Origin of the sequence: Streptomyces sp. NPDC006140 (assembly GCF_040628815.1) — a bacterium.
GTDB lineage: Bacteria > Actinomycetota > Actinomycetes > Streptomycetales > Streptomycetaceae > Streptomyces.
The window spans coordinates 109,671-134,256 of record NZ_JBEXTS010000010.1 but is presented as its reverse complement, the minus strand read 5'-3'; the positions used below and the strand labels follow the sequence as shown (position 1 = coordinate 134,256).

19 protein-coding genes and 1 pseudogene are annotated in these 24,586 nt (G+C 73.2%); 14 read left to right on the top strand and 6 right to left on the bottom strand.

The window, feature by feature from the left end:
- The first annotated feature begins 100 nt into the window (after positions 1–100).
- The 8 genes from ABZ386_RS25160 to ABZ386_RS25125 are packed head-to-tail and all read left to right on the top strand — an operon-like array spanning position 101 to position 10,170.
- Positions 101–895: a TIGR03084 family metal-binding protein gene (locus tag ABZ386_RS25160; protein WP_351338621.1), complete on the top strand. Its 795-nt coding sequence runs from the start codon at positions 101–103 to the stop codon at positions 893–895.
- Positions 896–927: 32 nt separating this feature from the next.
- Positions 928–2,598, top strand: a complete 1,671-nt coding sequence (locus ABZ386_RS25155; RefSeq protein WP_358966084.1) for an acyclic terpene utilization AtuA family protein — start codon at positions 928–930, stop codon at positions 2,596–2,598.
- Positions 2,595–4,193: a carboxyl transferase domain-containing protein gene (locus tag ABZ386_RS25150; RefSeq protein WP_356616584.1), complete on the top strand. Its 1,599-nt coding sequence runs from the start codon at positions 2,595–2,597 to the stop codon at positions 4,191–4,193. Before ABZ386_RS25155 ends, ABZ386_RS25150 begins: the two co-directional genes overlap by 4 nt.
- A gap of 10 nt (positions 4,194–4,203) precedes the next feature.
- The gene (locus ABZ386_RS25145) at positions 4,204–6,054 is read left to right on the top strand and encodes a biotin carboxylase N-terminal domain-containing protein (protein WP_358965909.1); all 1,851 of its coding nucleotides are present in this window, start codon (positions 4,204–4,206) and stop codon (positions 6,052–6,054) included.
- A 42-nt stretch (positions 6,055–6,096) separates the two neighbouring features.
- Entirely contained in the window at positions 6,097–7,233 is a 1,137-nt protein-coding gene (locus tag ABZ386_RS25140; protein ID WP_358965907.1) for an acyl-CoA dehydrogenase family protein, read from the top strand.
- A gap of 38 nt (positions 7,234–7,271) precedes the next feature.
- Positions 7,272–8,840 (top strand): 4-coumarate--CoA ligase family protein, encoded by a 1,569-nt coding sequence (locus ABZ386_RS25135; protein WP_351338632.1) that lies wholly within the window; start codon positions 7,272–7,274, stop codon positions 8,838–8,840.
- Positions 8,837–9,571 (top strand): enoyl-CoA hydratase family protein, encoded by a 735-nt coding sequence (locus ABZ386_RS25130; RefSeq protein WP_351338635.1) that lies wholly within the window; start codon positions 8,837–8,839, stop codon positions 9,569–9,571. Before ABZ386_RS25135 ends, ABZ386_RS25130 begins: the two co-directional genes overlap by 4 nt.
- Positions 9,559–10,170, top strand: coding sequence for a TetR/AcrR family transcriptional regulator (locus ABZ386_RS25125; RefSeq protein ID WP_351338637.1), 612 nt, complete (start codon positions 9,559–9,561; stop codon positions 10,168–10,170). The genes ABZ386_RS25130 and ABZ386_RS25125 overlap by 13 nt, the downstream gene beginning before the upstream one ends.
- A 14-nt stretch (positions 10,171–10,184) precedes the next feature.
- Here ABZ386_RS25125 and pdxH read toward each other — a convergent pair whose 3' ends face one another.
- On the bottom strand, positions 10,185–10,853 hold the full coding sequence (pdxH, locus tag ABZ386_RS25120) for a pyridoxamine 5'-phosphate oxidase (protein WP_114253717.1): 669 nt from the start codon (positions 10,851–10,853) through the stop codon (positions 10,185–10,187).
- A gap of 282 nt (positions 10,854–11,135) precedes the next feature.
- Here pdxH and ABZ386_RS25115 point away from each other — a divergent pair, with 282 nt between their 5' ends.
- A complete protein-coding gene (locus tag ABZ386_RS25115) occupies positions 11,136–12,236 on the top strand; it encodes a citrate synthase 2 (protein WP_114253716.1) in 1,101 nt (366 codons plus the stop codon).
- Between the two features lie 30 nt (positions 12,237–12,266).
- Here ABZ386_RS25115 and ABZ386_RS25110 read toward each other — a convergent pair whose 3' ends face one another.
- The gene (locus ABZ386_RS25110) at positions 12,267–12,764 is read right to left on the bottom strand and encodes a diadenosine tetraphosphate hydrolase (protein ID WP_356500308.1); all 498 of its coding nucleotides are present in this window, start codon (positions 12,762–12,764) and stop codon (positions 12,267–12,269) included.
- A gap of 899 nt (positions 12,765–13,663) precedes the next feature.
- Here ABZ386_RS25110 and ABZ386_RS25105 point away from each other — a divergent pair.
- Positions 13,664–15,121: a PAS domain-containing protein gene (locus tag ABZ386_RS25105; RefSeq protein ID WP_351338645.1), complete on the top strand. Its 1,458-nt coding sequence runs from the start codon at positions 13,664–13,666 to the stop codon at positions 15,119–15,121.
- Positions 15,122–15,168: 47 nt separating this feature from the next.
- Here the strand turns inward: ABZ386_RS25105 and ABZ386_RS25100 are convergent, their stop codons facing one another.
- Entirely contained in the window at positions 15,169–15,924 is a 756-nt protein-coding gene (locus ABZ386_RS25100; RefSeq protein WP_351338648.1) for an SIS domain-containing protein, read from the bottom strand.
- 247 nt (positions 15,925–16,171) lie between these two features.
- Between ABZ386_RS25100 and ABZ386_RS25095 the strand changes: the two genes are divergently transcribed.
- Together ABZ386_RS25095 and ABZ386_RS25090 are read left to right on the top strand one after the other, a co-directional pair.
- Positions 16,172–16,864 carry a metal-dependent transcriptional regulator gene (locus tag ABZ386_RS25095; protein ID WP_114253712.1) on the top strand — a complete coding sequence of 231 codons (693 nt, stop codon included), beginning with the start codon at positions 16,172–16,174 and terminating at the stop codon, positions 16,862–16,864.
- 803 nt (positions 16,865–17,667) lie between these two features.
- Entirely contained in the window at positions 17,668–18,651 is a 984-nt protein-coding gene (locus ABZ386_RS25090) for an alpha/beta hydrolase (RefSeq protein WP_356616592.1), read from the top strand.
- A 40-nt stretch (positions 18,652–18,691) separates the two neighbouring features.
- Here ABZ386_RS25090 and ABZ386_RS25085 read toward each other — a convergent pair whose 3' ends face one another.
- The 3 genes from ABZ386_RS25085 to ABZ386_RS25075 all read right to left on the bottom strand — a co-directional run bounded on the left by ABZ386_RS25085 (position 18,692) and on the right by ABZ386_RS25075 (position 21,841).
- Positions 18,692–20,281, bottom strand: a complete 1,590-nt coding sequence (locus ABZ386_RS25085; protein WP_356500304.1) for a transporter — start codon at positions 20,279–20,281, stop codon at positions 18,692–18,694.
- Positions 20,278–21,069 (bottom strand): ABC transporter ATP-binding protein, encoded by a 792-nt coding sequence (locus tag ABZ386_RS25080; RefSeq protein WP_355712661.1) that lies wholly within the window; start codon positions 21,067–21,069, stop codon positions 20,278–20,280. Before ABZ386_RS25080 ends, ABZ386_RS25085 begins: the two co-directional genes overlap by 4 nt.
- Positions 21,070–21,178: 109 nt before the next feature.
- Positions 21,179–21,841 (bottom strand): bifunctional DNA primase/polymerase, encoded by a 663-nt coding sequence (locus ABZ386_RS25075; protein ID WP_358966081.1) that lies wholly within the window; start codon positions 21,839–21,841, stop codon positions 21,179–21,181.
- A gap of 306 nt (positions 21,842–22,147) precedes the next feature.
- Here ABZ386_RS25075 and ABZ386_RS25070 point away from each other — a divergent pair, with 306 nt between their 5' ends.
- Positions 22,148–23,533, top strand: coding sequence for a transcriptional regulator (locus ABZ386_RS25070; protein ID WP_114253707.1), 1,386 nt, complete (start codon positions 22,148–22,150; stop codon positions 23,531–23,533).
- 200 nt (positions 23,534–23,733) lie between these two features.
- Positions 23,734–24,586 (top strand): annotated as a pseudogene (locus tag ABZ386_RS25065) (hypothetical protein); the annotation flags it as partial.

Here is a 24,586-nt window from a genome sequence, read left to right as displayed (position 1 = left end):
AGTTCTTATGCAAGCACGCTTGCTTGTTTCTGGCGCCGCTGCCATGCTCCACAGCACACCGCACCACCCCGCACACCGCCGTGCCCCGAGGGGAGCGCCCGTGTCCGATCCGACGTCCGTGATCGACGACCTGCGCCAGGAGAGCGAGGAACTCGACGGTCTCGTCGCCGGGTTGAGCGCCCGCCGCTGGACGCTCGCGACCCCCGCACCCGGCTGGACCGTGGCCCACCAGATCGGCCACCTCGCCTGGACGGACCGCTCGGCCCTGCTCGCCGTCACGGACGCCGACGGCTTCCGCGCGCTGGTCGAGAAGGCCCTCGCCGCCCCGGACTCCTTCGTCGACCAGGGCGCCGAGGAGGACGCCGGGCTCCCGCCCGACGCCCTGCTCGCCCGCTGGCGCGAGGGCCGTACGGCACTGGAGGCGGCCCTGCGGGCAGCCCCGCCCAAGGCGCGTTTCCCCTGGTACGGGCCGCCCATGTCGGCCGCCTCCATGGCGACGGCCCGCCTCATGGAGACCTGGGCCCATGGACAGGATGTGGCCGACGCCCTGGGTGTGGTGCGCCCACCCACCGACCGGCTTCGGCATGTGGCCCGGCTCGGGGTGCGGACCCGGGACTTCGCCTACGGCGTGCACGGGCTGACCCCGCCCACCGACCCCTTCCGCGTCGAACTCCGCGCCCCCTCCGGCGACCTGTGGGCGTACGGCCCCGAGGACGCCCCGCAGTCCGTCACCGGCCCCGCCCTCGACTTCTGCCTCCTGGTCACCCGGCGCGCCCACCGCACCGACCTCGCCCTGCGCGCCGACGGCCCCGACGCCGACCGCTGGCTGGACATCGCGCAGGCCTTCGCGGGACCGCCGGGCAGCGGACGCCCGCGGAAGGGCCCCGCCTCGTGACGGCCCCGCCCCCGGGCGAGGAGGACCACCTCGTGACACCCCTGCGCATCGGCAACGCCTCCGGCTTCTACGGCGACCGCTTCGACGCGATGCGCGAGATGCTCACCGGCGGTGAACTCGACGTCCTCACCGGCGACTACCTCGCCGAGCTGACCATGCTCATCCTCGGCCGGGACCGGCTCAAGGACCCGGGCGCCGGATACGCCCGCACCTTCCTGCGGCAGCTGGAGGACTGCCTGGGCCTCGCGCACGAGCGGGGCGTCCGGATCGTCACCAACGCGGGCGGGCTCAACCCGGCCGGACTCGCCGACGCCGTAGGGGCGTTGGCGGACCGGCTCGGCATCCCCGTGCGTGTCGCCCATGTCGAGGGCGACGACCTCACCGCCGCCCACCCGGGGAACCTCGCCGCCCACGCCTACCTCGGCGGCTTCGGCATCGCGGCCTGTCTGCGGGAGGGCGCCGACGTCGTCGTCACCGGGCGGGTCACCGACGCGGCCCTGGTCACCGGGCCCGCCGCCGCCCACTTCGGCTGGACACCGGCGGACCACGACCGGCTCGCGGGGGCCGTCGTCGCCGGGCACGTCCTGGAGTGCGGGGCGCAGGCCACCGGCGGCAACTACGCCTTCTTCCAGGACGGCGACATCCGCCGCCCGGGCTTCCCGCTCGCCGAACTCCACGAGGACGGCAGCTGCGTCATCACCAAGCACCCCGGCACCGGCGGCTTCGTCGACACCGGCACGGTCACGGCCCAGTTGCTGTACGAGACGGCCGGTGCCCGGTACGCCGGGCCGGACGTCACCGCCCGGCTGGACACCGTGCGGCTCGCCCAGGACGGGCCGGACCGGGTGCGGATCGAGGGCGTGCGCGGGGAGGCGCCCCCGCCCACCCTCAAGGTCGGGCTCAACCGGCTCGGCGGCTTCCGCAACGAGGTCGTCTTCGTGCTCACCGGCCTCGGCATCGAGGCCAAGGCCGCCCTCGTGCGGGACCAGATGGCCCCCGCCCTGCGCGAAGTCACCGACGCCCGCTGGGAGTTGTCCCGCACCGACCGGCCCGACGCCGACACCGAGGAGAGCGCGAGCGCGCTGCTGCGGCTCGTCGTACGGGATGCGGACCAGCAGGCCGTGGGGCGGGCGCTGAGCGGGGCCGCGGTGGAGCTGGCGCTGGCGAGCTACCCCGGCTTCCATGTGCTGGCGCCACCCGGAAAGGGCGCGCCCTATGGGGTCTTCGAGGATGTGTACGTCCCCCATGGGGCAGTCGACCATGTGGCCGTCCTCCATGGCGGACGCCGGGTCACGGTGCCGCCGCCCCACGACACGCGCGTACTCGACGACGTCCCGGAGCCGCCCCTGCCGGAGCCGCTGCCGCCCGGGCCGTGCCGCAGGGCCCCGCTCGGCCTGGTCGCGGGGGCCCGCAGCGGCGACAAGGGCGGCAACGCCAACGTCGGCGTCTGGACCCGCACGGACGACGCCTGGCGATGGCTCGCGCACGAACTGACCGTCGAGCGGTTCCGGGAGCTGATCCCCGAGAGCCGCCCGCTGAAGGTGACCCGGCACGTCCTGCCCCGCCTGCGCGCCCTGAACTTCGTCGTCGAGGGGCTCCTCGGCCAGGGCGTCGCCGCCCAGCACCGCTTCGACCCGCAGGCCAAGGCGCTCGGCGAATGGCTGCGCTCCCGCCACCTCGACCTACCGGAGGCCCTGCTGTGACCGTCCTGACCTCCGCGCTCGACACCGGCAGCCCCGACTACCGGGCCAACCGCGAGGCCATGCTCGCCAAGCTCGCCGAACTCGACGCCGAGCACGCCAAGGCCCTCGCGGGCGGCGGGGAGAAGTACGTCGCACGGCACCGGCAGCGGGGCAAGCTCCTCGCCCGCGAGCGCATCGAGCTGCTCCTCGACCCCGACACGCCCTTCCTGGAGCTGTCCCCGCTGGCCGCCTGGGGCAGCGACTACACCGTCGGCGCGTCCCTCGTCACCGGCATCGGGGTCGTCGAGGGCGTCGAGTGCCTGATCACCGCCAACGACCCGACCGTGCGCGGCGGAGCGAGCAACCCCTGGTCCCTGAAGAAGGCCCTGCGCGCCAACGACATCGCCCTCGCCAACCGGCTGCCCTGCATCAGCCTGGTGGAGTCCGGCGGCGCCGACCTGCCCTCCCAGAAGGAGATCTTCATCCCAGGCGGCGCCATCTTCCGCGACCTCACCCGGCTGTCCGCCGCCGGCATCCCGACCCTCGCGGTCGTCTTCGGCAACTCCACCGCGGGCGGCGCCTACATCCCCGGCATGTCCGACCACGTGATCATGGTCAAGGAGCGGGCCAAGGTGTTCCTCGGCGGCCCGCCGCTGGTGAAGATGGCGACCGGCGAGGAGAGCGACGACGAGTCCCTGGGCGGCGCCGAGATGCACGCGCGCACCTCGGGCCTCGCCGACTACTTCGCCGTCGACGAGCAGGACGCGCTCCGCCAGGCCCGGCGCGTGGTCGCCCGCCTCAACCACCGCAAGTCCTACGGCGATCCGGGCCCCGCCGAGCCGCCCAAGTACGACGCCGACGAGCTCCTCGGCATCGTCCCCGGCGACCTGAAGAGCCCCTTCGACCCGCGCGAGGTCATCGCCCGGATCGTCGACGCCTCCGACTTCGACGAGTTCAAACCGCTGTACGGGACGAGCCTGGCCACCGGCTGGGCCACGCTCCACGGCTACCCCGTGGGGGTGCTGGCGAACGCCCGGGGCGTGCTGTTCAGCGAGGAGTCCCAGAAGGCCGCCCAGTTCATCCAGCTCGCCAACCAGCGCGACATCCCGCTGCTGTTCCTGCACAACACCACCGGCTACATGGTCGGCAAGGAGTACGAGCAGGGCGGCATCATCAAACACGGCGCGATGATGATCAACGCCGTCAGCAACTCGAAAGTCCCCCACCTCTCCGTCCTCATGGGCGCCTCCTACGGCGCCGGGCACTACGGCATGTGCGGCCGCGCCTACGACCCCCGCTTCCTCTTCGCCTGGCCCAGCGCCAAGTCGGCCGTCATGGGCCCGCAGCAGCTCGCGGGCGTGCTGTCGATCGTCGCCCGCCAGTCCGCCGCCGCCAAGGGACAGCCGTACGACGACGAGGCGGACGCCGCGCTGCGCGCCATGGTGGAGCAGCAGATCGAGTCCGAGTCGCTGCCGATGTTCCTGTCCGGGCGGCTCTACGACGACGGCGTCATCGACCCGCGCGACACCCGCACCGTCCTCGGCCTGTGCCTGTCCGCGATCCACACCGCCCCCTACCGGGGCGCGCGCGGCGGCTTCGGCGTCTTCCGGATGTGAGGAACCCCCAGTGATCACTTCTGTGCTCGTCGCCAACCGGGGCGAGATCGCCTGTCGTGTCTTCCGCACCTGCCGCGAGCTGGGCGTCCGCACGGTCGCCGTGCACTCGGACGCCGACGCGAACGCCCTCCACGCGCGCGTGGCCGACGCGAGCGTACGACTCCCGGGGGAGGCGCCCGCCGACACCTACCTGCGCGGCGACCTCGTCGTGAAGGCCGCCCTCGCGGCCGGCGCGGACGCCGTGCACCCCGGCTACGGCTTCCTCTCCGAGAACGCGGACTTCGCCCGGGCCGTCCTGGACGCGGGCCTGACCTGGATCGGCCCGCCCCCGGAGGCCATCGAGGCGATGGCCTCCAAGACCCGCGCCAAGCAGCTCACGGGCATCGAGCCCCTCACCGAGGTCACCGAGGCCGACCTGCCCGTGCTGGTGAAGGCGGCGGCGGGCGGCGGCGGCCGCGGCATGCGCGTCGTACGGCGCCTGGCGGACCTGGACGCCGAACTGGCCGCCGCCCGCGCCGAAGCGGCGAGCGCCTTCGGCGACGGCGAGGTCTTCGTCGAGCCGTACGTCGAGCACGGCCGCCACGTCGAGGTGCAGATCCTCGCCGACACCCACGGCACGGTCTGGGCGCTCGGCACCCGCGACTGCTCCCTCCAGCGCCGCCACCAGAAGGTCATCGAGGAGGCCCCGGCCCCCGGACTCCCCGGCGGACTCGTGGAGGAACTGCACACCCTCGCCGTACGGGCCGCCCGAGCCGTCGACTACGTGGGCGCCGGCACGGTCGAGTTCCTCGTCGCCGACGGCAGGACCCACTTCCTGGAGATGAACACCCGCCTCCAGGTCGAACACCCCGTCACGGAGGCCGTCTTCGGCCTCGACCTGGTGGCGGAACAGCTCCGGATCGCCGAGGGCCACCCCCTCGACACCGACCCGCCACGCGCGCGTGGCCACGCCGTCGAGGCACGGCTCTACGCCGAGGACCCCGCCCACGACTGGTCCCCCCAGACCGGCCGCCTGCACCGCCTCGACCTGCCCGACGGCATCCGCCTCGACACCGGCTACACCGACGGCGACGACATCGGCGTCCACTACGACCCCATGCTCGCCAAGGCCGTCGCCCACGCCCCCACGCGCGCGGAGGCCGTCCGCAAGCTCGCCTCCGCCCTGGAACGGGCCGCGATCCACGGCCCCGTCACCAACCGCGACCTCCTGGTCCGCTCCCTGCGCCACCCGGAGTTCACCGCCGCCCGCATGGACACCGGCTTCTACGACCGCCACCTGGCGGACCTGACCGAGCCGTCCCCCGACCCGCACGCCCCCCTGGCCGCCGCCCTCGCCGACGCGCATGCCCGCTCCCGCCCGGGCTTCGGCGGCTGGCGCAACGTCCCCTCACAGCCGCAGACCAAGCGCTACGCGACGGCCGGGGAGGAACACGAGGTCCACTACCGGCACACGCGCACGGGCCTGGAGGCGGACGGCGTACGGGTGGTCCACGCAGACGCGCACCGCGTCGTCCTCGAAACGGACGGAGTACAGCGCACGTTCGAGGTGACGCGCTACGGCGACCAGGTCTACGTCAACTCCACCGCGCTGAGGGCCCTTCCCCGCTTCCCCGACCCGACGGCCCAGCACGCCCCCGGCTCCCTCCTGGCCCCCATGCCGGGCACGGTCGTCCGCGTGGCCGAGGGCCTGACGCCAGGCACCCCCGTCAAGGCCGGAGACCCTCTCCTCTGGCTGGAGGCGATGAAGATGCAGCACAAGATCACGGCCCCGGCCACGGGGACGCTGAGCGAGTTGCACGCCGTACCCGGACAACAGGTCGAGCCGGGGGAGCTCCTGGCAGTGGTGACAGAGACCTCTTAGGGGCGCGGGGAACTGCGCGACCAGCCACGACGAAGGAGTCACATGCCCACGATCGAAACCGACGAGCACAAGGCCCTCCGCTCGGCAGTCGCCGCCCTCGGTACACGCCACGGCCGCGACCACGACCGCGAGGCGCTCTGGTCCGAGGCAGGCAAACTCGGCTACCTGGGCGTCAACCTGCCGGAGGCACACGGCGGCGGAGGCGGCGGCATCACCGAACTCTCCATCGTCCTCGAAGAACTGGGCGCAGCCGGCTGCCCCCTCCTCATGCTGGTCGTCTCACCGGCCATCTGCGGCACGGTGATCGCCCGCTTCGGCACAGACGCCCAGAAACGACAATGGCTCCCCGGCCTGTCCGACGGCACCCGCCGGATGGCCTTCGGCATCACCGAACCCGACGCCGGCTCCAACTCCCACCGCATCACCACCACGGCCCGCCGCGACACGGACACCGGAGACTGGATCCTCACCGGCCGCAAAGTCTTCATCTCCGGCGTCGACATCGCCGACGCCACCCTGATCGTCGGCCGCACCGAAGACGCCCGCACCGGCCGCCTCAAACCCTGCCTGTTCATCGTCCCGCGCGACACCCCCGGCTTCACCCGCCACCCCATCGACATGGAACTGCACGCCGCCGAGAAGCAGTTCGAACTGGTCCTGGACGACGTACGCCTGCCCGCCGACGCCCTCGTCGGCGACGAGGACGCCGGCCTCCTCCAGCTCTTCGCCGGCCTCAACCCCGAACGCATCATGACGGCCGCCTTCGCGATCGGCATGGGCCGCCACGCCCTCGCCAAAGCCGTCGAGTACGCCCGCGACCGCACCGTCTGGAACACCCCCATCGGCGCCCACCAGGCCATCGCCCACCCCCTCGCCCAGGCGCACATCGACCTCGAACTCGCCCGCCTGATGATGCAGAAGGCCGCCCGCCTCTACGACACCGGCGACGACACGGGCGCCGGAGAGGCCGCCAACATGGCCAAGTACGCGGCCGGAGAAGCCTGCGTGAAGGCCGTCGACCAAGCCGTGCACACCCTCGGCGGCAACGGCCTCACCCGCGAGTACGGCCTCGCCTCGCTGATAACGGCCGCGCGCGTGGCTCGTATTGCCCCGGTCAGCCGGGAGATGATTCTCAACTACGTCTCCCACCAGACCCTGGGCCTGCCCAAGTCGTATTGAGCACCGGAGACGGCCCGCGCCGCGAGGAGGAACCCGCCATGTTCCGCAGCGAGTACGCAGACGTCCCGCCCGTCGACCTCCCCATCCACGAGGCCGTCCTGGCCCGGGCCGCCGAGTTCGGCGACACCCCGGCCCTCATCGACGGCACCGACGGCACCACCCTCTCGTACGAGCAGGTGGACCGCTTCCACCGGCGCGTCGCCGCCGCCCTCGCCGAGGCCGGGGTCCGCAAGGGCGACGTCCTCGCCCTGCACAGCCCCAACACCGTCGCCTTCCCGACCGCCTTCTACGCCGCCACGCGCGCGGGTGCCACCGTCACCACCGTGCACCCGCTCGCCACCGCCCAGGAGTTCGCCAAGCAGCTCACCGACTGCGCGGCCCGCTGGATCATCACCGTCTCACCCCTGCTGGACATCGCCCGCCGGGCCGCCGAACTCGCGGGCGGCGTCCGCGAGATCTTCCTCTGCGACAGCGCGACCGGCCACCGCTCCCTCATCGACATGCTGGCCACCACCGCCCCCGAGCCGCAGATCGCCATCGACCCCGCCGAGGACGTCGCCGCCCTGCCGTACTCCTCCGGCACCACCGGCACCCCCAAGGGCGTGATGCTCACCCACCGGCAGATCGCCACCAACCTCGCGCAACTCCACCCGGCGATACCCGCCGGCCCCGGAGAGCGCGTGCTGGCGGTCCTTCCCTTCTTCCACATCTACGGCCTCACCGCCCTGATGAACGCCCCCCTCCGGCAGGGCGCCACCGTCGTCGTCCTGCCCCGCTTCGACCTGGAGCAGTTCCTCGCGGCCATCCAGAACCACCGCATCACCGCCCTCTACGTGGCCCCGCCGATCGTGCTCGCCCTCGCCAAGCACCCGGCCGTCGCCCAGTACGACCTGTCGTCCCTGAAGTACGTCGTCAGCGCCGCCGCACCCCTGGACGCCCGCCTCGCCACCGCCTGCTCCGCACGGCTCGGCCTGCCGCCCGTCGGCCAGGCCTACGGCATGACGGAACTGTCGCCCGGCACCCACGTCGTCCCCCTGGACGCCATGCGCGACGCCCCGCCCGGCACCGTCGGCAAACTCATCGCCGGCACCGAGATGCGCATCGTCTCCCTCGACGACCCGGCCAAGGACCTGCCCGTGGGGGAGTCGGGGGAGATCCTCATCCGCGGCCCCCAGATCATGAAGGGCTACCTCGGCCGCCCCGACGCCACCGCCGCGATGATCGACACCGACGGCTGGCTGCACACCGGGGACGTGGGCCACGTCGACGAGGACGGCTGGCTGTTCATCGTCGACCGCGTCAAGGAACTCATCAAGCACAAGGGCTTCCAGGTGGCCCCCGCCGAACTCGAAGCCCTGCTCCTCACCCACCCCGGCATCGCCGACGCCGCCGTCATCGGCACCTACGACGACGACGGCAACGAGGTCCCGCACGCCCACGTGGTCCGCCGGCCCACCGCCACCGACCTCTCCGAGGCCGAGATCATGATGTACGTCGCCGAGCGCGTCGCCCCCTACAAGCGGATCCGGCACGTCACCTTCATCGACGGCGTCCCCCGCGCGGCCTCCGGAAAGATCCTCCGCCGACAGCTCAGGGAGCGCGCATGACCCTCATCGGCCGCACCCGCGCGCGTGCCGTCCACACCCTCTCCCTCGACGCGCCCCACAACCGCAACGCCCTGTCCGCGCCCCTGGTCGCCGAACTCGCCGAAGCACTCACCGACGCCGGCCAGGACACCGGCGTCCGCGCCGTCGTCCTCACCCACACCGGCACCACCTTCAGCGCCGGCGCCGACCTCAAGGACCCCCCGCCCCCCGAAGCCCTGGTCGCCCTGCTCCGCCAGATCGTCGAACTGCCCAAACCGGTCGTCGCCCGCGTCACCGGCCACGTCCGCGCGGGCGGCCTCGGCCTCCTCGCCGCCTGCGACATCGCCGCCGCCTCCACCGAGGCCACCTTCGCCTTCACGGAGGTCCGCATCGGCGTCGCCCCCGCCGTCATCTCCCTGCCCCTGCTCCCGCGCGCCGACCCGCGCGCCCTGGCCCGCTACTACCTCACCGGCGAACGCTTCGACGCCGCCCAGGCGACCGCGACGGGCCTGCTCACCACCCACGCCGACGACGTCGACACCGCCCTGGCCCCCATCCTCGACGGCCTGCGCAAGGCGGCCCCCGACGCCCTGGCCGAGACGAAACGGCTGCTCACGGCTAGGGTGCTGGAAGCCTTCGACCGGGACGCGGCCGACCTGACCGCGCTCTCGGCCCGGCTGTTCTCCTCCCCGCAGGCACGCGAAGGAATGACGGCCTTCCTCGAACGACGGGATCCGGCATGGGTGGTGTGAGCACGGTCGACCGTGCGGAGAGAGTCCCCAAGCAGGACCGCAGCCGGGCGACCCGGCAGCGGCTCCTGGAAGCCGCCGTGGCCTGCCTCGCCGAGCACGGCTGGGCCGGCTCCACCGTCTCCGTCGTCGCGGAACGCGCCGGCGTCTCCCGCGGCGCCGCCCAGCACCACTTCCCCACCCGCGAGGACCTCTTCACGGCCGCCGTCGAATACGTCGCCGAGGAACGCTCCACGGCCCTGCGCGCCCTCTTCCCCGAGGGCGCGGCCGGCGACCGCCGCGCGGTCGTCGCCGCCCTGGTCGACCTCTACACGGGGCCCCTGTTCCGCGCCGCCCTCCACCTCTGGGTCGCCGCCTCCAACGAGGACCAGCTCCGCCCCCGCGTCACCGAACTCGAATCCCGCGTCGGCCGCGAGACCCACCGCATAGCGGTCGACCTCCTCGCCGCCGACGAATCCGTCCCCGGCGTCCGCGAAACGGTCCAGGGCCTCCTCGACATGGCCCGCGGCCTCGGCCTCGCCAACCTCCTCACGGACGACGCGCCCCGCAGGGAGCGGGTCGTGACACAGTGGGCGGAACTGCTGGACGAGGCACTGGGCTGACGCCACGGGCCCGCTCAGGGGCTGAGCCGCTCCACTCGCCAGCTCCCGTCCGGCCGCTCCACGTACCGCAACCGGTCGTGCAGCCGGTTCTCGCGGCCCTGCCAGAACTCCACCGTCTGCGGCGCCACCCGGAAACCGCCCCAGTGCGGCGGCACCGGCACCTGCTCGCCCTCCGGGTAGCGGGCGGCCAGCTCGGCGTACGCCCCGTCGATGTCGGCCCGGGTGGAGACCACCGAGGACTGGGCGCTGGCCCACGCCCCGAGCTGCGAGCCGTGCGGGCGGGTGCGGAAGTAGGCCGCCGTCTCGTCCCGGCCGGTGCGCCGCGCGACCCCGGTGACGATGACCTGCCGGGCCATCGGATGCCACGGGAACAGCAGCGAGACGTACGGGTTCTCCGCCAGGTCGCGGGCCTTGCGCGAGTCGTAGTTCGTGTAGAAGACGAAGCCCTGCTCGTCGAAGTGCTTCAGCAGCACCGTCCGGGAGCTGGGGCGCCCCTCCGCGTCCGCCGTCGAGACGATCATCGCGTTCGGCTCGAACAGTCCGCCGTCCGTGGCGGCCTGCTTGAACCAGCGCGCGAACTGCTCGACGGGGGTGGCGGCCAGTTCGGTCTCGGAGAGCCCCTCGGCCCGGTACTGCTTGCGCATCGAGGCCAGATCGAAGGGGACGGCGTCGCGGTCGGTCACCCGGTCATCTTGCCGTACGGACGGTGTCCTTCGTCACTGCCTGGCACTGAGTGCCGTGAACCCTCCCCAAGGATGGCACTCGGGGATATCGTTTCCGTGCCGTTCCGGTTGGGTGACCGCCAGCCGCACGGGGCATCACAGGGGAGACCGGCCAGGACCGCGAGTCACCGCACACGACCGTGGATCCACCGGACGGCCGCCCGCTTCGCAAGCTGACTGACACATGGTTCTTTCGCTCACCCCACAACACCATCTGTCGCTTACATCACGAGGAGCCGCCTGATGTCCGACTTCGTACCCGGGCTCGAGGGAGTCGTCGCGTTCGAGACGGAGATCGCAGAACCGGATAAGGAGGGCGGCGCACTCCGGTACCGGGGCGTCGACATCGAGGACCTCGTCGGCCACGTCTCCTTCGGCAACGTCTGGGGCCTGCTCGTCGACGGTGCCTTCAACCCCGGCCTGCCGCCCGCCGAGCCGTTCCCCATCCCCGTCCACTCCGGCGACATCCGCGTCGACGTGCAGTCCGCGCTGGCCATGCTGGCGCCGGTCTGGGGCCTGAAACCGCTGCTCGACATCGATGCCGAGCAGGCCCGCGAGGACCTGGCCCGCGCGGCCGTCATGGCCCTCTCCTACGTCGCCCAGTCGGCCCGGGGCCAGGGCCTGCCCATGGTCCCGCAGCGCGAGATCGACAAGGCCCAGTCCGTCGTCGAACGCTTCATGATCCGCTGGCGTGGCGAGCCGGACCCCAAGCACGTGGCGGCGGTGGACGCGTACTGGACGAGCGCCGCCGAGCACGGCATGAACGCGTCCACGTTCACCGCGCGGGTCATCGCGTCGACGGGCGCGGACGTCGCGGCCGCCCTCTCGGGCGCCGTGGGCGCGATGTCCGGCCCGCTGCACGGCGGCGCCCCCTCCCGGGTCCTGCACATGATCGAGGAGATCGAGCGCACGGGCGACGCCGAGGCCTACGTCAAGCAGACCCTCGACAAGGGCGAGCGCCTGATGGGCTTCGGCCACCGCGTCTACCGCGCCGAGGACCCCCGGGCGAGGGTCCTGCGCCGCACGGCCCGCGAACTGGGCGCCCCCCGCTTCGAGGTCGCCGAGGCCCTGGAGAAGGCGGCCCTGGCGGAGCTCCACGCCCGCCGCCCCGACCGCGTCCTCGCGACGAACGTGGAGTTCTGGGCGGCCATCGTCCTGGACTTCGCCGAGGTCCCGGCGCACATGTTCACGTCGATGTTCACCTGCGCCCGCACGGCCGGCTGGTCCGCCCACATCCTGGAGCAGAAGCGCACCGGCCGCCTGGTCCGCCCCTCGGCCCGCTACACCGGGCCCGGCGTCCGCGACCCCCGCGAGATCGAGGGCTACGAGGACATCGCCCACTGACCCACCCCACCCACGGCGGCCTCACCCGACTCAGGGTGGGGCCGTCCACTCGTCCCGCCCCGCGAGCCGGTCAAGCTCCTCACCCACAGCCTCCCGCAACGGCACGTGCCGCGGCCCGAGCGCGTACCGCTCCGCACTCCACATCTCCCGCGGATACAGCCACACGGGCCGCCGTACGAGATCCTCGGGCTCCCACTCGTACCGCGGCCACACATGCGCGTGCAGGAACGCGTCGGTGTTCCCCAGGATCTCCAGATTGACCCGCCGGAACCCCGATTCCATCCGCCGGCAGGCCCGCTCCACCGCTTCCCCGAGCAGGTCCATGTCGCTCAGGAACGCCAGCCGCCTGCTCCGCGGCAGCTCCGACAGCCGTTCCACCGCCGGATCATCGGTCAGCAGCACCGAGTAGCCCGGCAGGAACTGCGTATCGCCGATCACCGCGAACCCGGCGTCCAGTCTCCGCATGACGGCCGGATTCTCACCCCGCAGCGCACTGCCGACCCGGTCGGCCCGCCACGCACCGGTCACGATCGCCCCCCAAAACGCAGACGACCCGCGAGTCTGGGTCCTCCTAGGAGGAGCCGGCCGGACGTACCGGCGACTCGCGGGTCGGGTGACTGCCTGAGATTGGGCCGGCTGCACGCTTCGCTCACGCGCTGGCTCGGCACCGCACTGAGTGTGGTGTCGGGCCGCTAGCCCGCAGCCACCTCACGCGTCCGGGATTCATACATCTGCCGGATCACCTCCTTTCCAGTGTGACCCACACACTAGGAACCGCTCGGCCGGCCATCAACCCATTTTCCGAGAGGTTGACCGTCGCGGTTCGGGCCGGACGCCCCAGCCGTATCCGTCACCCCGCTGAAGCAGCCGCAGATTCCGATGGGAGACGTTGATCCGGCCCCGGGGGGTGGAGACGCTGTGCTGCCCCCTGGCCCGGACCGAGACCCTCCCGGTCCATGTTCCCGCCCACTTGCCGCCGGGCACGACCGCACGCACGAGGTCTCCGCTGACGTATCCGAAGTGCCGTTTGACTCGAGTCCTCAGCAGACGGGGAAACCCGTACGCGTCCGGAGTGGTACGGGCGGGATGGCAAGGCATGAGAGGCCGCCCCTCCCGGGACAACGCGAAGATCGGGCGAAACGGCTCACGGACACTCCGTGTCTGCTCCCACGGATTCCAGAGCAGGCTGCGAGGAAGCACAGCCTGGTGGGTCTGCTCGCCCACAGCTCACTCGACGGCCTCGCGGCCGGGGAGCGAGTGGCCTCCTTTCTCGTGTACGCCGCCGAAATTAGTGATCCGTGCTGCGGGAAGGTGCCCGAGAGGGGCACCGGCCCGGCCTCCGGGGCGTTGACGTGGGGATTGCCGCCGTACAACGATTCCTTCAATGTTGTGGGAACTCGGTGTGCGCTGGGTCACGTTCGAGTTGAATGATTGCGAGTAGCGAACCGACGTGCCGTACGTGCGGACGCAGCCTGCAGGGGGTCCAGGTGAGTGCTTCCCGGCGTAGTGGGACCACCGACGAGCTGGGGCCGGACGAGCCCGAGCGGGACGGTTCGGATGGTTCGGATCTGCTTGCCGCGCTGCTGGACGGGATGGACGCGGCGCTGTGTGCCTTCGACGCCGACGGGGTCGTGACGCACTGGAACCGCGAGGCCGAGCGGATCCTGGGGTGGAGCGCGCAGGAGGCCGTGGGGCGGCGGGGGCTGGCCGGGTGGGCCGTGCGCAGCGCGGACGCCGAGGAGGTCGAGGGCCGGCTGCTGTCCGCGATGCACGCCCCGGGGCGGCAGGTGCACGAGTTCGCGTTGCTGACGAAGGACGGCGGGCGGGTGCTCGTGCGGACGCAGTCGGCGGCGGTGCGGGGGCCCGACGGGAAGCCGGCGGGGGTGTACTGCGCGTTCAGCGAGGTGCACGCGCAGATCGACCTGGAGCGTTCGATCGCGCTGAGCGAGGCGCTGTTCGAGGACGCCAGCTGGGGTGTCGTGCTGGTGGACGTCGATCTGCGGCCCGCCGTGGTGAACGCGCACGCGGCCCGGGCGCTGGGCACGGGGCGTACGTCCGTGCTCGGGCGGCCGCTCGGGGAGCTGCTCGCGCAGGGCGTGGAGGAGCTGGAGAGCGCGCTGCAGCATGTGCTCGCCGAGGGCGCGCCGCCCGCGCCCGCCGAGGTGTGGGTGAGTGTGCGCACGCCGCAGGGCGAGAAGCGGCGGTGCTGGCGCAGCGGTTTCCTGCGGTTGGCCTCGCCGCTGGCGGAGGAGCCGGTTCCGCTGGGGGTGGGCTGGCTGTTCCAGGACGTGACGGAGGCCAAGCAGGGCGAGCAGGAGGCGTCGCTGCTGCGGTTCCGTACGCAGCAGCTGCACCGTGCGTCGCGGGCGGCCGCCGAGTGCGAGGACCCGGCGGAGGCGGCGACCGTGCACCTGGACTTCGCGCTGGCCGGGTTCGCCGACCACGCGCTGATCGACCGGGTGGCGGGCGGCGCGCTCGGCGACGCGGAGGCTCAGGGGCCGGTACGGCTGGTGCGGGTGGCGGCCACGCCCTCCGGTGCGCCGGGGCCGAGCAGACTCGCCGACCGGGCGGGTCTGCCCGTGCGGTACGCCGAGGGGCATCCGGCCCTGCAGTGCGTGGAGCGGGTGGGCGCGTTGCGGGCGAGCGCGGGCGCGGTGCGGCCCGAGGAGGCCCGGGAGTGGGCGCTGGCCCGCCAGTGGCCGCCGGACGCGGTGCACGCGCTGTGCGCGGTGCTGCGCAGCCGGGCGCGGACGCTGGGCGTCGTGACGTTCCTGCGGGGTGCGGGGCGCAGCGCGTTCGAGCGGTCCGACGCGGTGTACGCGGAGGACGTGGCGGTGCGGATCGCGGCGGCGCTGGATCTGGCGGGGCTGTCGGACGAGGCGTGAGGGCGCGCCGGGCCGCCGGTGGCTTCAGTGCCGGTAGGAGAACGGGGTCAGTGCCGGTAGAAGATCCGGTCCCGGTACTGCTCCATGACCCGCGCGTTCCACTCGTGCCCGCCGTCGACGTTCCCGGAGCGCAGCAGCGGGGGCTCGATGCCGCGGTCGGCGAGGGTGGCGGCGGCCGTCGCCATGACGGCCTGGAGGAGGGCCGAGGTGACGACGGTGGAGGCGGGGGCGAAGGGGGCGGGCACCTTGTCGTGGGTGAGTTCCGCGTCGCCGACCGCGATCTTCGAGTCGAGGACGAGGTCGCAGTGGTCCTTCAGATACGTGCCCGAGGCGTGCCGGGACGTCGTCTCCGAGGCGTACGCCACCGAGGTCACGCCGATGACGCGCACGCCCAGGGCGCGGGCCTTCATGGCCATCTCCACGGGGAGGGCGTTGCGCCCCGAGAGGGAGATGATCAGCAGGGCGTCGCCGTCGCGGAGCGGGGAGCTGTCCAGGACGGCGCCTGCGAGGCCGTCGACGCGTTCCAGGGCGGAGCCGAGGGGCGCGGGCATGACGTCGACGCCGACGACGCCCGGCACGGCGAGCAGGTTCATCAGGGCGAGGCCGCCGGCGCGGTAGACGAGGTCCTGCGCGGCGAGGGAGGAGTGCCCGGCGCCGAAGGCGAAGAGGCGGCCTCCGTTCGCGACGGTGTCGGCGAGGAGGGTGCCGGCCGCCGTGATGCTGTCGGCCTCCTCGTCGCGCACCCGGCGCAGCAGGTCGATCGCGGCGTCGAGGAACTGGCCGGCCGGCGCGCGGTCGCTCATACGGGGTCCCTTCGGGCTGGCCTCTCTGGCTGGTGTCGCGCATCACGGTGCGGTCTGGACCAGTGCGGTGTCAATACGGCCGTGCGGGGCCCGAAGAGGAGGTTCGTACCCCTCTGCCGGTCCGCGTAACCGACCGCTTTCCCTCCGGCGGCACGGTTGTCGGTGGTATCCGGCAGAATTGGGTGCAGGGCCAGCGCACGCGCCGGTGAGCCGTCCAGCCTCCGGCAGATCTCATCGAGGGGCACGTATGTCCGGACTGATCGACACCACGGAGATGTATCTCCGCACCATCCTCGAGCTGGAGGAAGAGGGTGTGGTCCCCATGCGCGCCCGTATCGCCGAGCGGCTGGACCAGAGCGGGCCGACGGTGAGCCAGACCGTGGCGCGGATGGAGCGCGACGGCCTGGTGTCCGTCGCCAGCGACCGGCACCTGGAGCTCACCGACGAGGGCCGCCGTCTCGCCACGCGCGTGATGCGCAAGCACCGGCTCGCCGAGTGTCTGCTCGTCGACGTGATCGGTCTGGAGTGGGAGCAGGTCCACGCCGAGGCGTGCCGCTGGGAGCACGTGATGAGCGAGGCCGTGGAGCGCCGCGTCCTGGAGTTGCTGCGGCACCCGACGGAGTCGCCGTACGGCAACCCGATCCCGGGTCTTGAGGAGCTCGGCGAGAAGGACGGCGCCGACCCGTTCCTGGACGAGGGCATGGTGTCGCTGGCCAGCCTCGACCCGGGCACCGAGGGCAAGACGGTCGTGGTGCGCCGGATCGGCGAGCCGATCCAGACGGACGCGCAGCTGATGTACACGCTGCGCCGGGCGGGCGTGCAGCCCGGCTCGGTGGTGAGCGTGACGGAGTCGGCGGGCGGGGTGCTGGTGGGCAGCGGCGGCGAGGCGGCCGAGCTGGAGTCGGACGTCGCCTCCCACGTGTTCGTCGCCAAGCCCTGAGCCGAGCGGGGCACCTGCCAGCCAGCTGCGCACGGGGCGCGTCCCGGGGCTCGTGCCGGGCGGGCGCGGGTTCTTCCGTGGCTCGTACTGGGCGCGTACGGGGTCGTCCCGGTGCTCCTGCCGGGCGCGCGTGGGGCTCGCCGGGGCTCCTGCCAGGCGTGCGCGAGACTCGTCCGGGGGCTGGTGCCAGGCGTGCGGGGCTCGTCCCGGGGCTCCTGCCAGGCGCGGGCGAGGGGCGGCGCCGGGGCGTTGCCCAGGGCCGCTGGGGGCCGTGTGCCGGGGGCATGGCGTGATCCGTGCCGAATCCTGTATTCAGTCCGTCGAATGGCAGCGCTCGTCCGCTTCCCGTGCGACGCTGTCGCGTGAGGCATATGACCTGAGGGGCTCTGGGCCGTGGCTCGACAGCGATGTCGCCCGGCCGGGGAGGGGGCGGGAGGATGTGCCGCGGAGATGTGGAGGGCCCCGGCGCCGTGTGGCGCCGGGGCCTGTCCTCCCCTGTGCTGACCCGGAGCCCCGAGCTCTCAGGGTCATCCCCCTCGGACCGTTTTTCCCCGAGCGGTCCGCCTCCCGCTGAAGATCTCCCCTCGGCGGCGGCGCTCAATCCCCGCGGACGGTCACTCGAAGGTGGGGTGTTGCCCGCGAGAACGGCATCTTCGAATGCGCATTCGATAGTCTGCGGATGACGCGAGGCGCAGGTTCACCGGCGGACACAGCACGACAGGCACAGCAGGCAGAACACGGTTCACAGGACCGACCGGCTCGAGGGAGTCGCGGTCCGCGCGAAGCTTGGGGGGTGCCAGGACATGGCGCGACGCATCGACGTGACCGGGACGGGCGGCGTACGCCTCGCGGCCTGGGAGTTCGGCGACCCGCCCAAGACGGATCCGGCCGGCATCGATCCGGCCGGCCTCGATCCGGCGGCAGCGCATCCGACGCAGGACGGGCGGGCGGGACAGGCAGGGCAGACCGGGCTGGACGAACAGGCAGGGCAGGCCGGCGCGGCGCCCGCCCCCGACGCCTCCCCGGGCGTGCTGTTATTGCACGGCCTCATGGGCCGCGCCTCCCACTGGGCCCCCACCGCGCGCTGGCTCTCCGGCCGGTACCGCGCGGTCGCCCTCGACCAACGCGGCCACGGCCGCAGCGACAAGCCCCCGCAGGGGGCCTTCACACGTGACGCCTACGTCGACGACGCCGAGGCCGCCCTCGAACAGCTCGGCCTCGCCCCGGTCGTCCTCATCGGCCACGCCATGGGCGCGCTGACCGCCTGGCAGCTCGCCGCCAAGCGTCCCGACCTGGTCCGCGGCCTGGTCATCTGCGACATGCGGGCCTCCGCGCTCGGCGCCGCGTCGCAGCGCGAGTGGGACCAGTGGTTCAAGTCCTGGCCGCTGCCCTTCGCCACGCTCGCCGACGTCCGCAAGTGGTTCGGCGAGGACGACCCCTGGGTGGAGCGGCCGAATCCGGCCCGCGGCGAGTTCTACGCCGAGGTGATGGCCGAGTCCCCGGACGGCTGGCGTCCCGTCTTCGAACCGGAGCAGATGCTCCGCTCCCGCGAGACGTGGGTGTACGACGCGCACTGGGAGGAGCTGGCCCAGGTCCAGTGCCCCGCCCTGGTCGTGCGCGGCCTCGACGGCGAGCTGGGGCGCGCCGAGGCCCAGGAGATGGTCCGCGTCCTGCCCCGCGGCCAGTACGCGGAGGTCGCCGACGCCGGCCACCTGGTCCACTACGACCAGCCGGAGGCCTGGCGCGCGGCCATCGAGCCCTTCCTGGACGCGCTCGACCACGACTGAGCCCCGCCCGGCTCGCTCCCCCTGGCTCACCCCGCCCGGCTCACCCCTTGCTGACCGCCGCCAGGATCTCCGGCAGCCGCCCGGCCGTCCGCGGCGCGGCCAGGCGCAGGCCCGCCGCCGTGAGCCCCGCCCCGTACGCCGCGCCCACCGGCAGCAGCAGCCATGTCCAGTCGTCGCCGCGCGCGCTCACGTTCAGCCAGATCGTGAGCGCGATGACGGGCGCGCACAGCACGGCGGACGCGATCATGCCGCCGAAGATGGAGATCCAGGCGAGGCCGGTCTGCCCGGGGGCGACGTTCTTGTAGCCCTCCTGGGGGATGGAGTAGGGGAAGCGCGCGGACGTCCACGCCCCGGTCGCGAGCATCGCGCCGAGCAGCGCGAAGGACAGCCCCAGCGCCTCGGGCAGCCGCCGCCAGTCGCCGAGCATCGCCGTCGTCACGACCGTCACCAGCGTCGCGTACGGCAGGGTGATCAGGAGCAGGGCGTACGCCCGGGCGCGCAGCTCGACGTAGGCGTCCCGCGTCGAGGAGATCGTCAACGCGACGATCCAGAACGCCGAGGTGTCCTGCCCGAACTGGTTGTACATCTGGATGCCGAGCATCCCGGCGGCGAAGCACGCGAAGTACACGGACCCGGTGCCCTGCCAGGCGTTGAACACCGGCACGATCAGCCCGATGGCGAGCGAGGTCACCCACGCGGCCTTGGTCTTGGGGTCGCGCCACACGTACCGCAGGCTGCGCTCCATGACCGTGCCCGTACGGCCCGGGGGCAGCAGCCGCCCGAGCCCGGTGGACGTGCGCTCGCGGGCCGCGCCGGCAGCCGGCAGGGTGGAGCCGTCGGGCGAGGTCATCAGCCGGGTCAGATGCCGGGACCACACGGCGATCAGCGCCAGCAGCGCGGCCCCGCTCAGGGCGAGTTGCGCGGCGGCGGTCCCGTACGAGCCCTCGCTCACCGAGTGCACCGCCCCGATCGCGGACGCGGGCGGCAGCCATCCGACCACGTCCGCCACCGGGTCCAGCTCCCCGAGTCCGGACGAACCGAGCCGCTGCGCGCCGAAGTTGACGACCTGCGCCCCGAGCGCGATGACCAGCCCGCTCAGCACCGCCAGGTCCCGCCCCTTGCGGCTGCTCAGCAGCCGGACGTTGGCGGCGGCGACGGCCCGCGCGAACGCCACGCACACCAGCAGCGCCAGGACGACGGCCACCACCCCGACGGCGAACGCGGCGGCGCCGCGTGCCACGGCGATCGCGGAACCGGCCAGCAGGCACAGCGTGAACAGCGGCCCGATCCCGATCAGCGAGGCCGCCAGCAGCGCCCGTACCAGCGGCCGGGGCCGCAGCGGCAGCATCACCAGCCGCGTCGGGTCGAGGGTCTCGTCCCCGCTGGGGAAGAACAGCGGCATCACCGCCCACCCCAGCCCCAGCACCGCCGTCAGCAGGACGACCAGGGCGTCGATGTGCGCCTGCCCGCGCAGCGCGATCAGGCCGGCCAGCTGGAGGGCGGCGAAGAGCAGCGCGGTGACGGCGGAGGCGATGTACGCGACGCGCTGCGCGCCGGACCGCCGCAGTCCGTTGCGCAGCAGCGACAGCTTCAGCCGGACGAAGACGGGGGTGATCGCGGGGGCGCTCACCGGGATCCGCCGCCCAGCCAGTCGAGGTCGGACCCGGCGTCCCGGCTCTGCGCGCCGACGAGTTCGAGGAAAGCCCGCTGCAGCGACGGCGCCTCGCCGCGCACCTCGGCGAGGGGGCCGGTGGCCCGGATCCGCCCGGCGGCCATCACCGCGACCCAGTCGCACAGCGACTCGACGAGCTCCATGACGTGGGAAGAGAACACCACCGTGGCGCCGGAGGCCGTGTACCGCTCCAGGACGCCCCGGATGGTCTGCGCGGAGACGGGGTCGACGCCCTCGAACGGCTCGTCCAGGAAGAGCACTTCGGGGTTGTGGAGGAGGGCGGAGGCCAGCCCGATCTTCTTGCGCATGCCGGTCGAGTAGTCGACGACGAGCTTGTGCTGGTCCCCGGCCAGGTCGAGGACGTCGAGGAGCTGCGTGGCCCGCTTGTCGACCTCGGCACCGGGCAGCCCGCGCAACCGCCCGGTGTACGCCAGCAGTTCCCGCCCCGACAGCCGCTCGAAGAGCCGCAGCCCCTCCGGCAGCACCCCGATCCGCGCTTTCACCTCGACGGGGTCCCGCCACACGTCGTGCCCGACCACCTCGACGGTTCCCTGGTCGGGCCGGAGCAGCCCGGTCACCATCGACAGCGTGGTGGTCTTCCCGGCCCCGTTCGGCCCGACCAGCCCGATGAACTTGCCCGCGGGCAGCTCCAGATCGATCCCGGCGACAGCCACCTGCTGCCCGAACCGCTTCCAGAGCCCCTGCACACGCACAGCGCTGGATCCCACCGCGACTCCCTCCGTCACCTTGAACCTTACGGTTTCGGTGCTGCCAAAGGGGCGCGGGGAACTGCGCGATCAACCGAAGACGACCCGCAGCCGCCCACGAACGACAACCAGGCAGACGAAAGCGCGCTTATCGATCCCGGCCGCACGCATAGGCCAACGGCGAGATCAACTCCTCCGCGTCCGGCAGCCACCGATTCGCAGGCGTGGGCCGGCAGGCCCACTGCACGGCCCCCCGGGACCCGAACCGCGTGGGCGGCGCCGCCACATACGCCCCCTCACCCAGCACGGTCAGATCCAGCGAGGACAACGACCATCCGAGCTTCCGCACCAGATCGGGCACCTTCACCGCGGCCCCCGGCAGCACGAAGAACTCCATCCGCCGGTCCGGCGTGAGCGTCACCGGCCCCAGCGTCAGCTCCATGCGCTCCATCCGCGCCAGGGCGAGAAACCCGGCGGTCTCCGGCACGGAGATCGCGTCGAACGTCCGCCCCGTCGGCAGCAGGATCGACGCGGTCGGCTGCTTCTGCCACATCCGGCGCGCGACGGTCGCGCTGCCCGTCGCCTGCGTCGCCCAGTCCGGGCGCGCCGGGTGCGACCCGGGTGCCGGACACGCGGCGTCACCGCAGGAGCAGCGCTGACTTCCGTCGACGGCTTCCAGCCAGGTGCCCGGGAACACGTCCCAGTGGCGCTCCTCGGCGTAGCGGACAGCGGTCTCCAGCAGCGATTCCCCGCGCTGCTTCGGGATCTGAGCGGCTTCGGTGCCGGCGATCGTCTCTTCCACGATGAGCACAACTCTGGTCGTCACCAGGGGTTACGCCCGCCCGCGTGCGCGGGGAGGAGCATCCCGCCCGTGGCCGGGGCGCATGGGTGCATGTGCGGGGGCGCGCAGGAGGATCCGTGGCCGGGGGTGGGTAGCCACGAGTGGGGCCGGCAGCAGCCGTTACCCCGGCAATCCTCACATGCCTCGCATTTTCGCCTGGTCGGCGGGGCATTGATCTTCACGGCCGGATCTTTTCGCTGGGACGTGAGGGGTTCGGCCGCGGAAGACACGTCAACTCGGTGCGTGGGCAGGCACCGCAGCCACAGGGGGTACGCCATGGCCGCAAGGCCGCTCGTCGCCCGTCAGCCGAACGAACGGCTGCAGGCGCTCATCCAGGAAGCCGGATGCTCCAACGCCGGCCTCGCCCGCCGGGTCAACATGTGCGGTGCCGAGCACGGCCTCGACCTGCGCTACGACAAGACGTCCGTGGCGCGCTGGCTGCGCGGGCAGCAGCCGCGGGGCCGGGCCCCGGCGATCATCGCCGAGGCGCTGGGCCGCAAACTCGGCCGTACGGTCACGATCGACGAGATCGGCATGGCCAACGGCAAGAACCTCGCCTCCGGCGTGGGCCTGCAGTTCTCGCCGACGGTCCTGGGGGCCATCGAGCAGGTCTGCGAGCTGTGGCGCAGTGACGTGGGGCGGCGGGACTTCCTGTCCGGCTCCTCCGTCGCCGCGTCGGCGCTGGTCGAGCCCAGCCGGGACTGGCTGATCTCCGCGCCCGACGCGCAGGTCTCGCGCTCGGCGGGGCCGCGCGTGGGGCAGTCCGACGTGCAGGCGGTACGGGCCATGACGCAGGCGCTGGTGGACCTCGACCACCAGTACGGCAGCGGGCATGTGCGGCCGGTCGTCGTGCACTACCTCAACAGCGTCGTCTCGGGGCTGCTGGCCGGCTCCTACCGGGAGGCCGTCGGACGCGACCTGTTCGCCGCGGTGGCCCGGCTGACGGAGCTGGCCGGGTACATGGCCGTCGACACGGGGCAGCCGGGCCTGGCCCAGCGCTACTACATCCAGGCCCTCCGGCTCGCCCAGGCGGCCGGGGACCGGGGGTACGGCGGTTACGTCCTGGCCGCCTCCATGAGCCATCTCGCCGCGCAGCTCGGGAACCCGCGGGAGATCGCGCAGTTGGCGCGCGCGGCGCAGGAGGGGGCGCGGGGGCGCGTGACGCCGCGTGCGGAGTCGATGTTCCACGCGGCGGAGGCGCGCGGGCACGCCCTGATGGGCGACGCGCGCGCCGCCCAGTCGGCGGCCGGGCGCGCGGTGAGCGCCCTGGAGGCGGCCGACCCGTCCGCCGGGGACGACCCGGTGTGGATCGCGCACTTCGACGAGGCGTATCTGGCCGACGAGTTGGCCCACTGCCACCGTGACCTGGGGCAGGCCGAGGCGGCGGCGCGGTGCGCGCAGGAGTCGCTGGCCGGGCATCCCGAGACGCGGGCGCGCCGCCGGGCCATCGGTTATGTGCTGCTCGCCACGGCGCAGGTGCAGCAGCGCGAGATCGAGGAGGCGTGCAGCACGGGCATGAAGGCCGTGGAACTGCTGGAGGGGCTGCGGTCCAACCGGGGCGCCGAGTATCTGGAGGACTTCCAGCAGCGGCTGGAGCCGTACCGGGACGAGGCCGTGGTAAGGGAGTTCGGGGCGCGGCTGGACCTGCAGGCGGCGGCGTGAACACAGGGTCTGCGGATGCGTGAACGTGCGGAAAACGGCTGCTCGGCGCGCGGGAGGTGAGATGAGCGGCGCGCCGTGACCCGGTTTGTGGCCGCGCTCACAGGGCAGGAGGTCGCGCCCTGTGCTGCGTGGCACCGGGCTCAGGGGACCCGGTAGCGTGACCCGACGATTCACAAGGTCCCCCATTAGTAGGAGTCCCGGTGACGCAGAGTGGACGGGGCGAGGAGCCCTCGGCGCGCCCCGCGCGCGAAGGCATCGTGCTGCCCTCGGACGGCGGCGAACCGCTGCTGCCGGGTATGACGGGCGGACCCGGTGACGCTTCCGCCGGCCGCCGGCCCGGCCCGGCTCCGGCCTCCGCGCCGGCGGAGGGCCAGACCTGGGGCCAGCCGTGGGGCCCGGACCAGCAGACCCCGCCCCCGCCGCCGGGCCAGAGCTGGCAGTCCCCGCAGGCCCAGCAGTGGACCACCCCGGAACCCCCGGCCTGGGACACCCGGCACACCCCCGGCGCACAGGGCCCGGGCGCGCTCCCCCCGGAGGGCACCCAGCCCCCCAACCCGTACGCCGGGGCGCAGCCGTCGCCGGACCACGGCCCCTACGGCACCCCTGGCGGCGGCGCCCCGCTGCCCCCGGAGGGAACCGCCGGGCACGGATCCGCACCGGCCGGCGGACCACCGCCCCAGACACCCCCCGGCTACGGCCCTCCCCCCGCAACGGGCCTGCCCCCGACCTCCGGCCCCTACGGCCCCGCACCCACGGGCGACCAACTCCCGCAGACCACCCCGTACGGCTCCCAGCCCCGCCCGCAGCCCGACGCGTACGGCTCCCTGCCGCAGCCGGGTCCGGGCGGGCACGGGTCTGGACCGGGCGGTGGTCCGCTGCCGCAGGGCGACGCGTATGGCTCCCCGGCCGGAGACGGCTCCCTGCCGCAGCCGGGATCCGGTGGGCACGGGTCCGGACCGGGCGGTGGTCCGCTGCCGCAGGGCGACGCGTATGGCTCCCCGGCCGGAGACGGCTCCCTGCCGCAGCCGGGATCCGGTGGGCACGGGTCCGGAC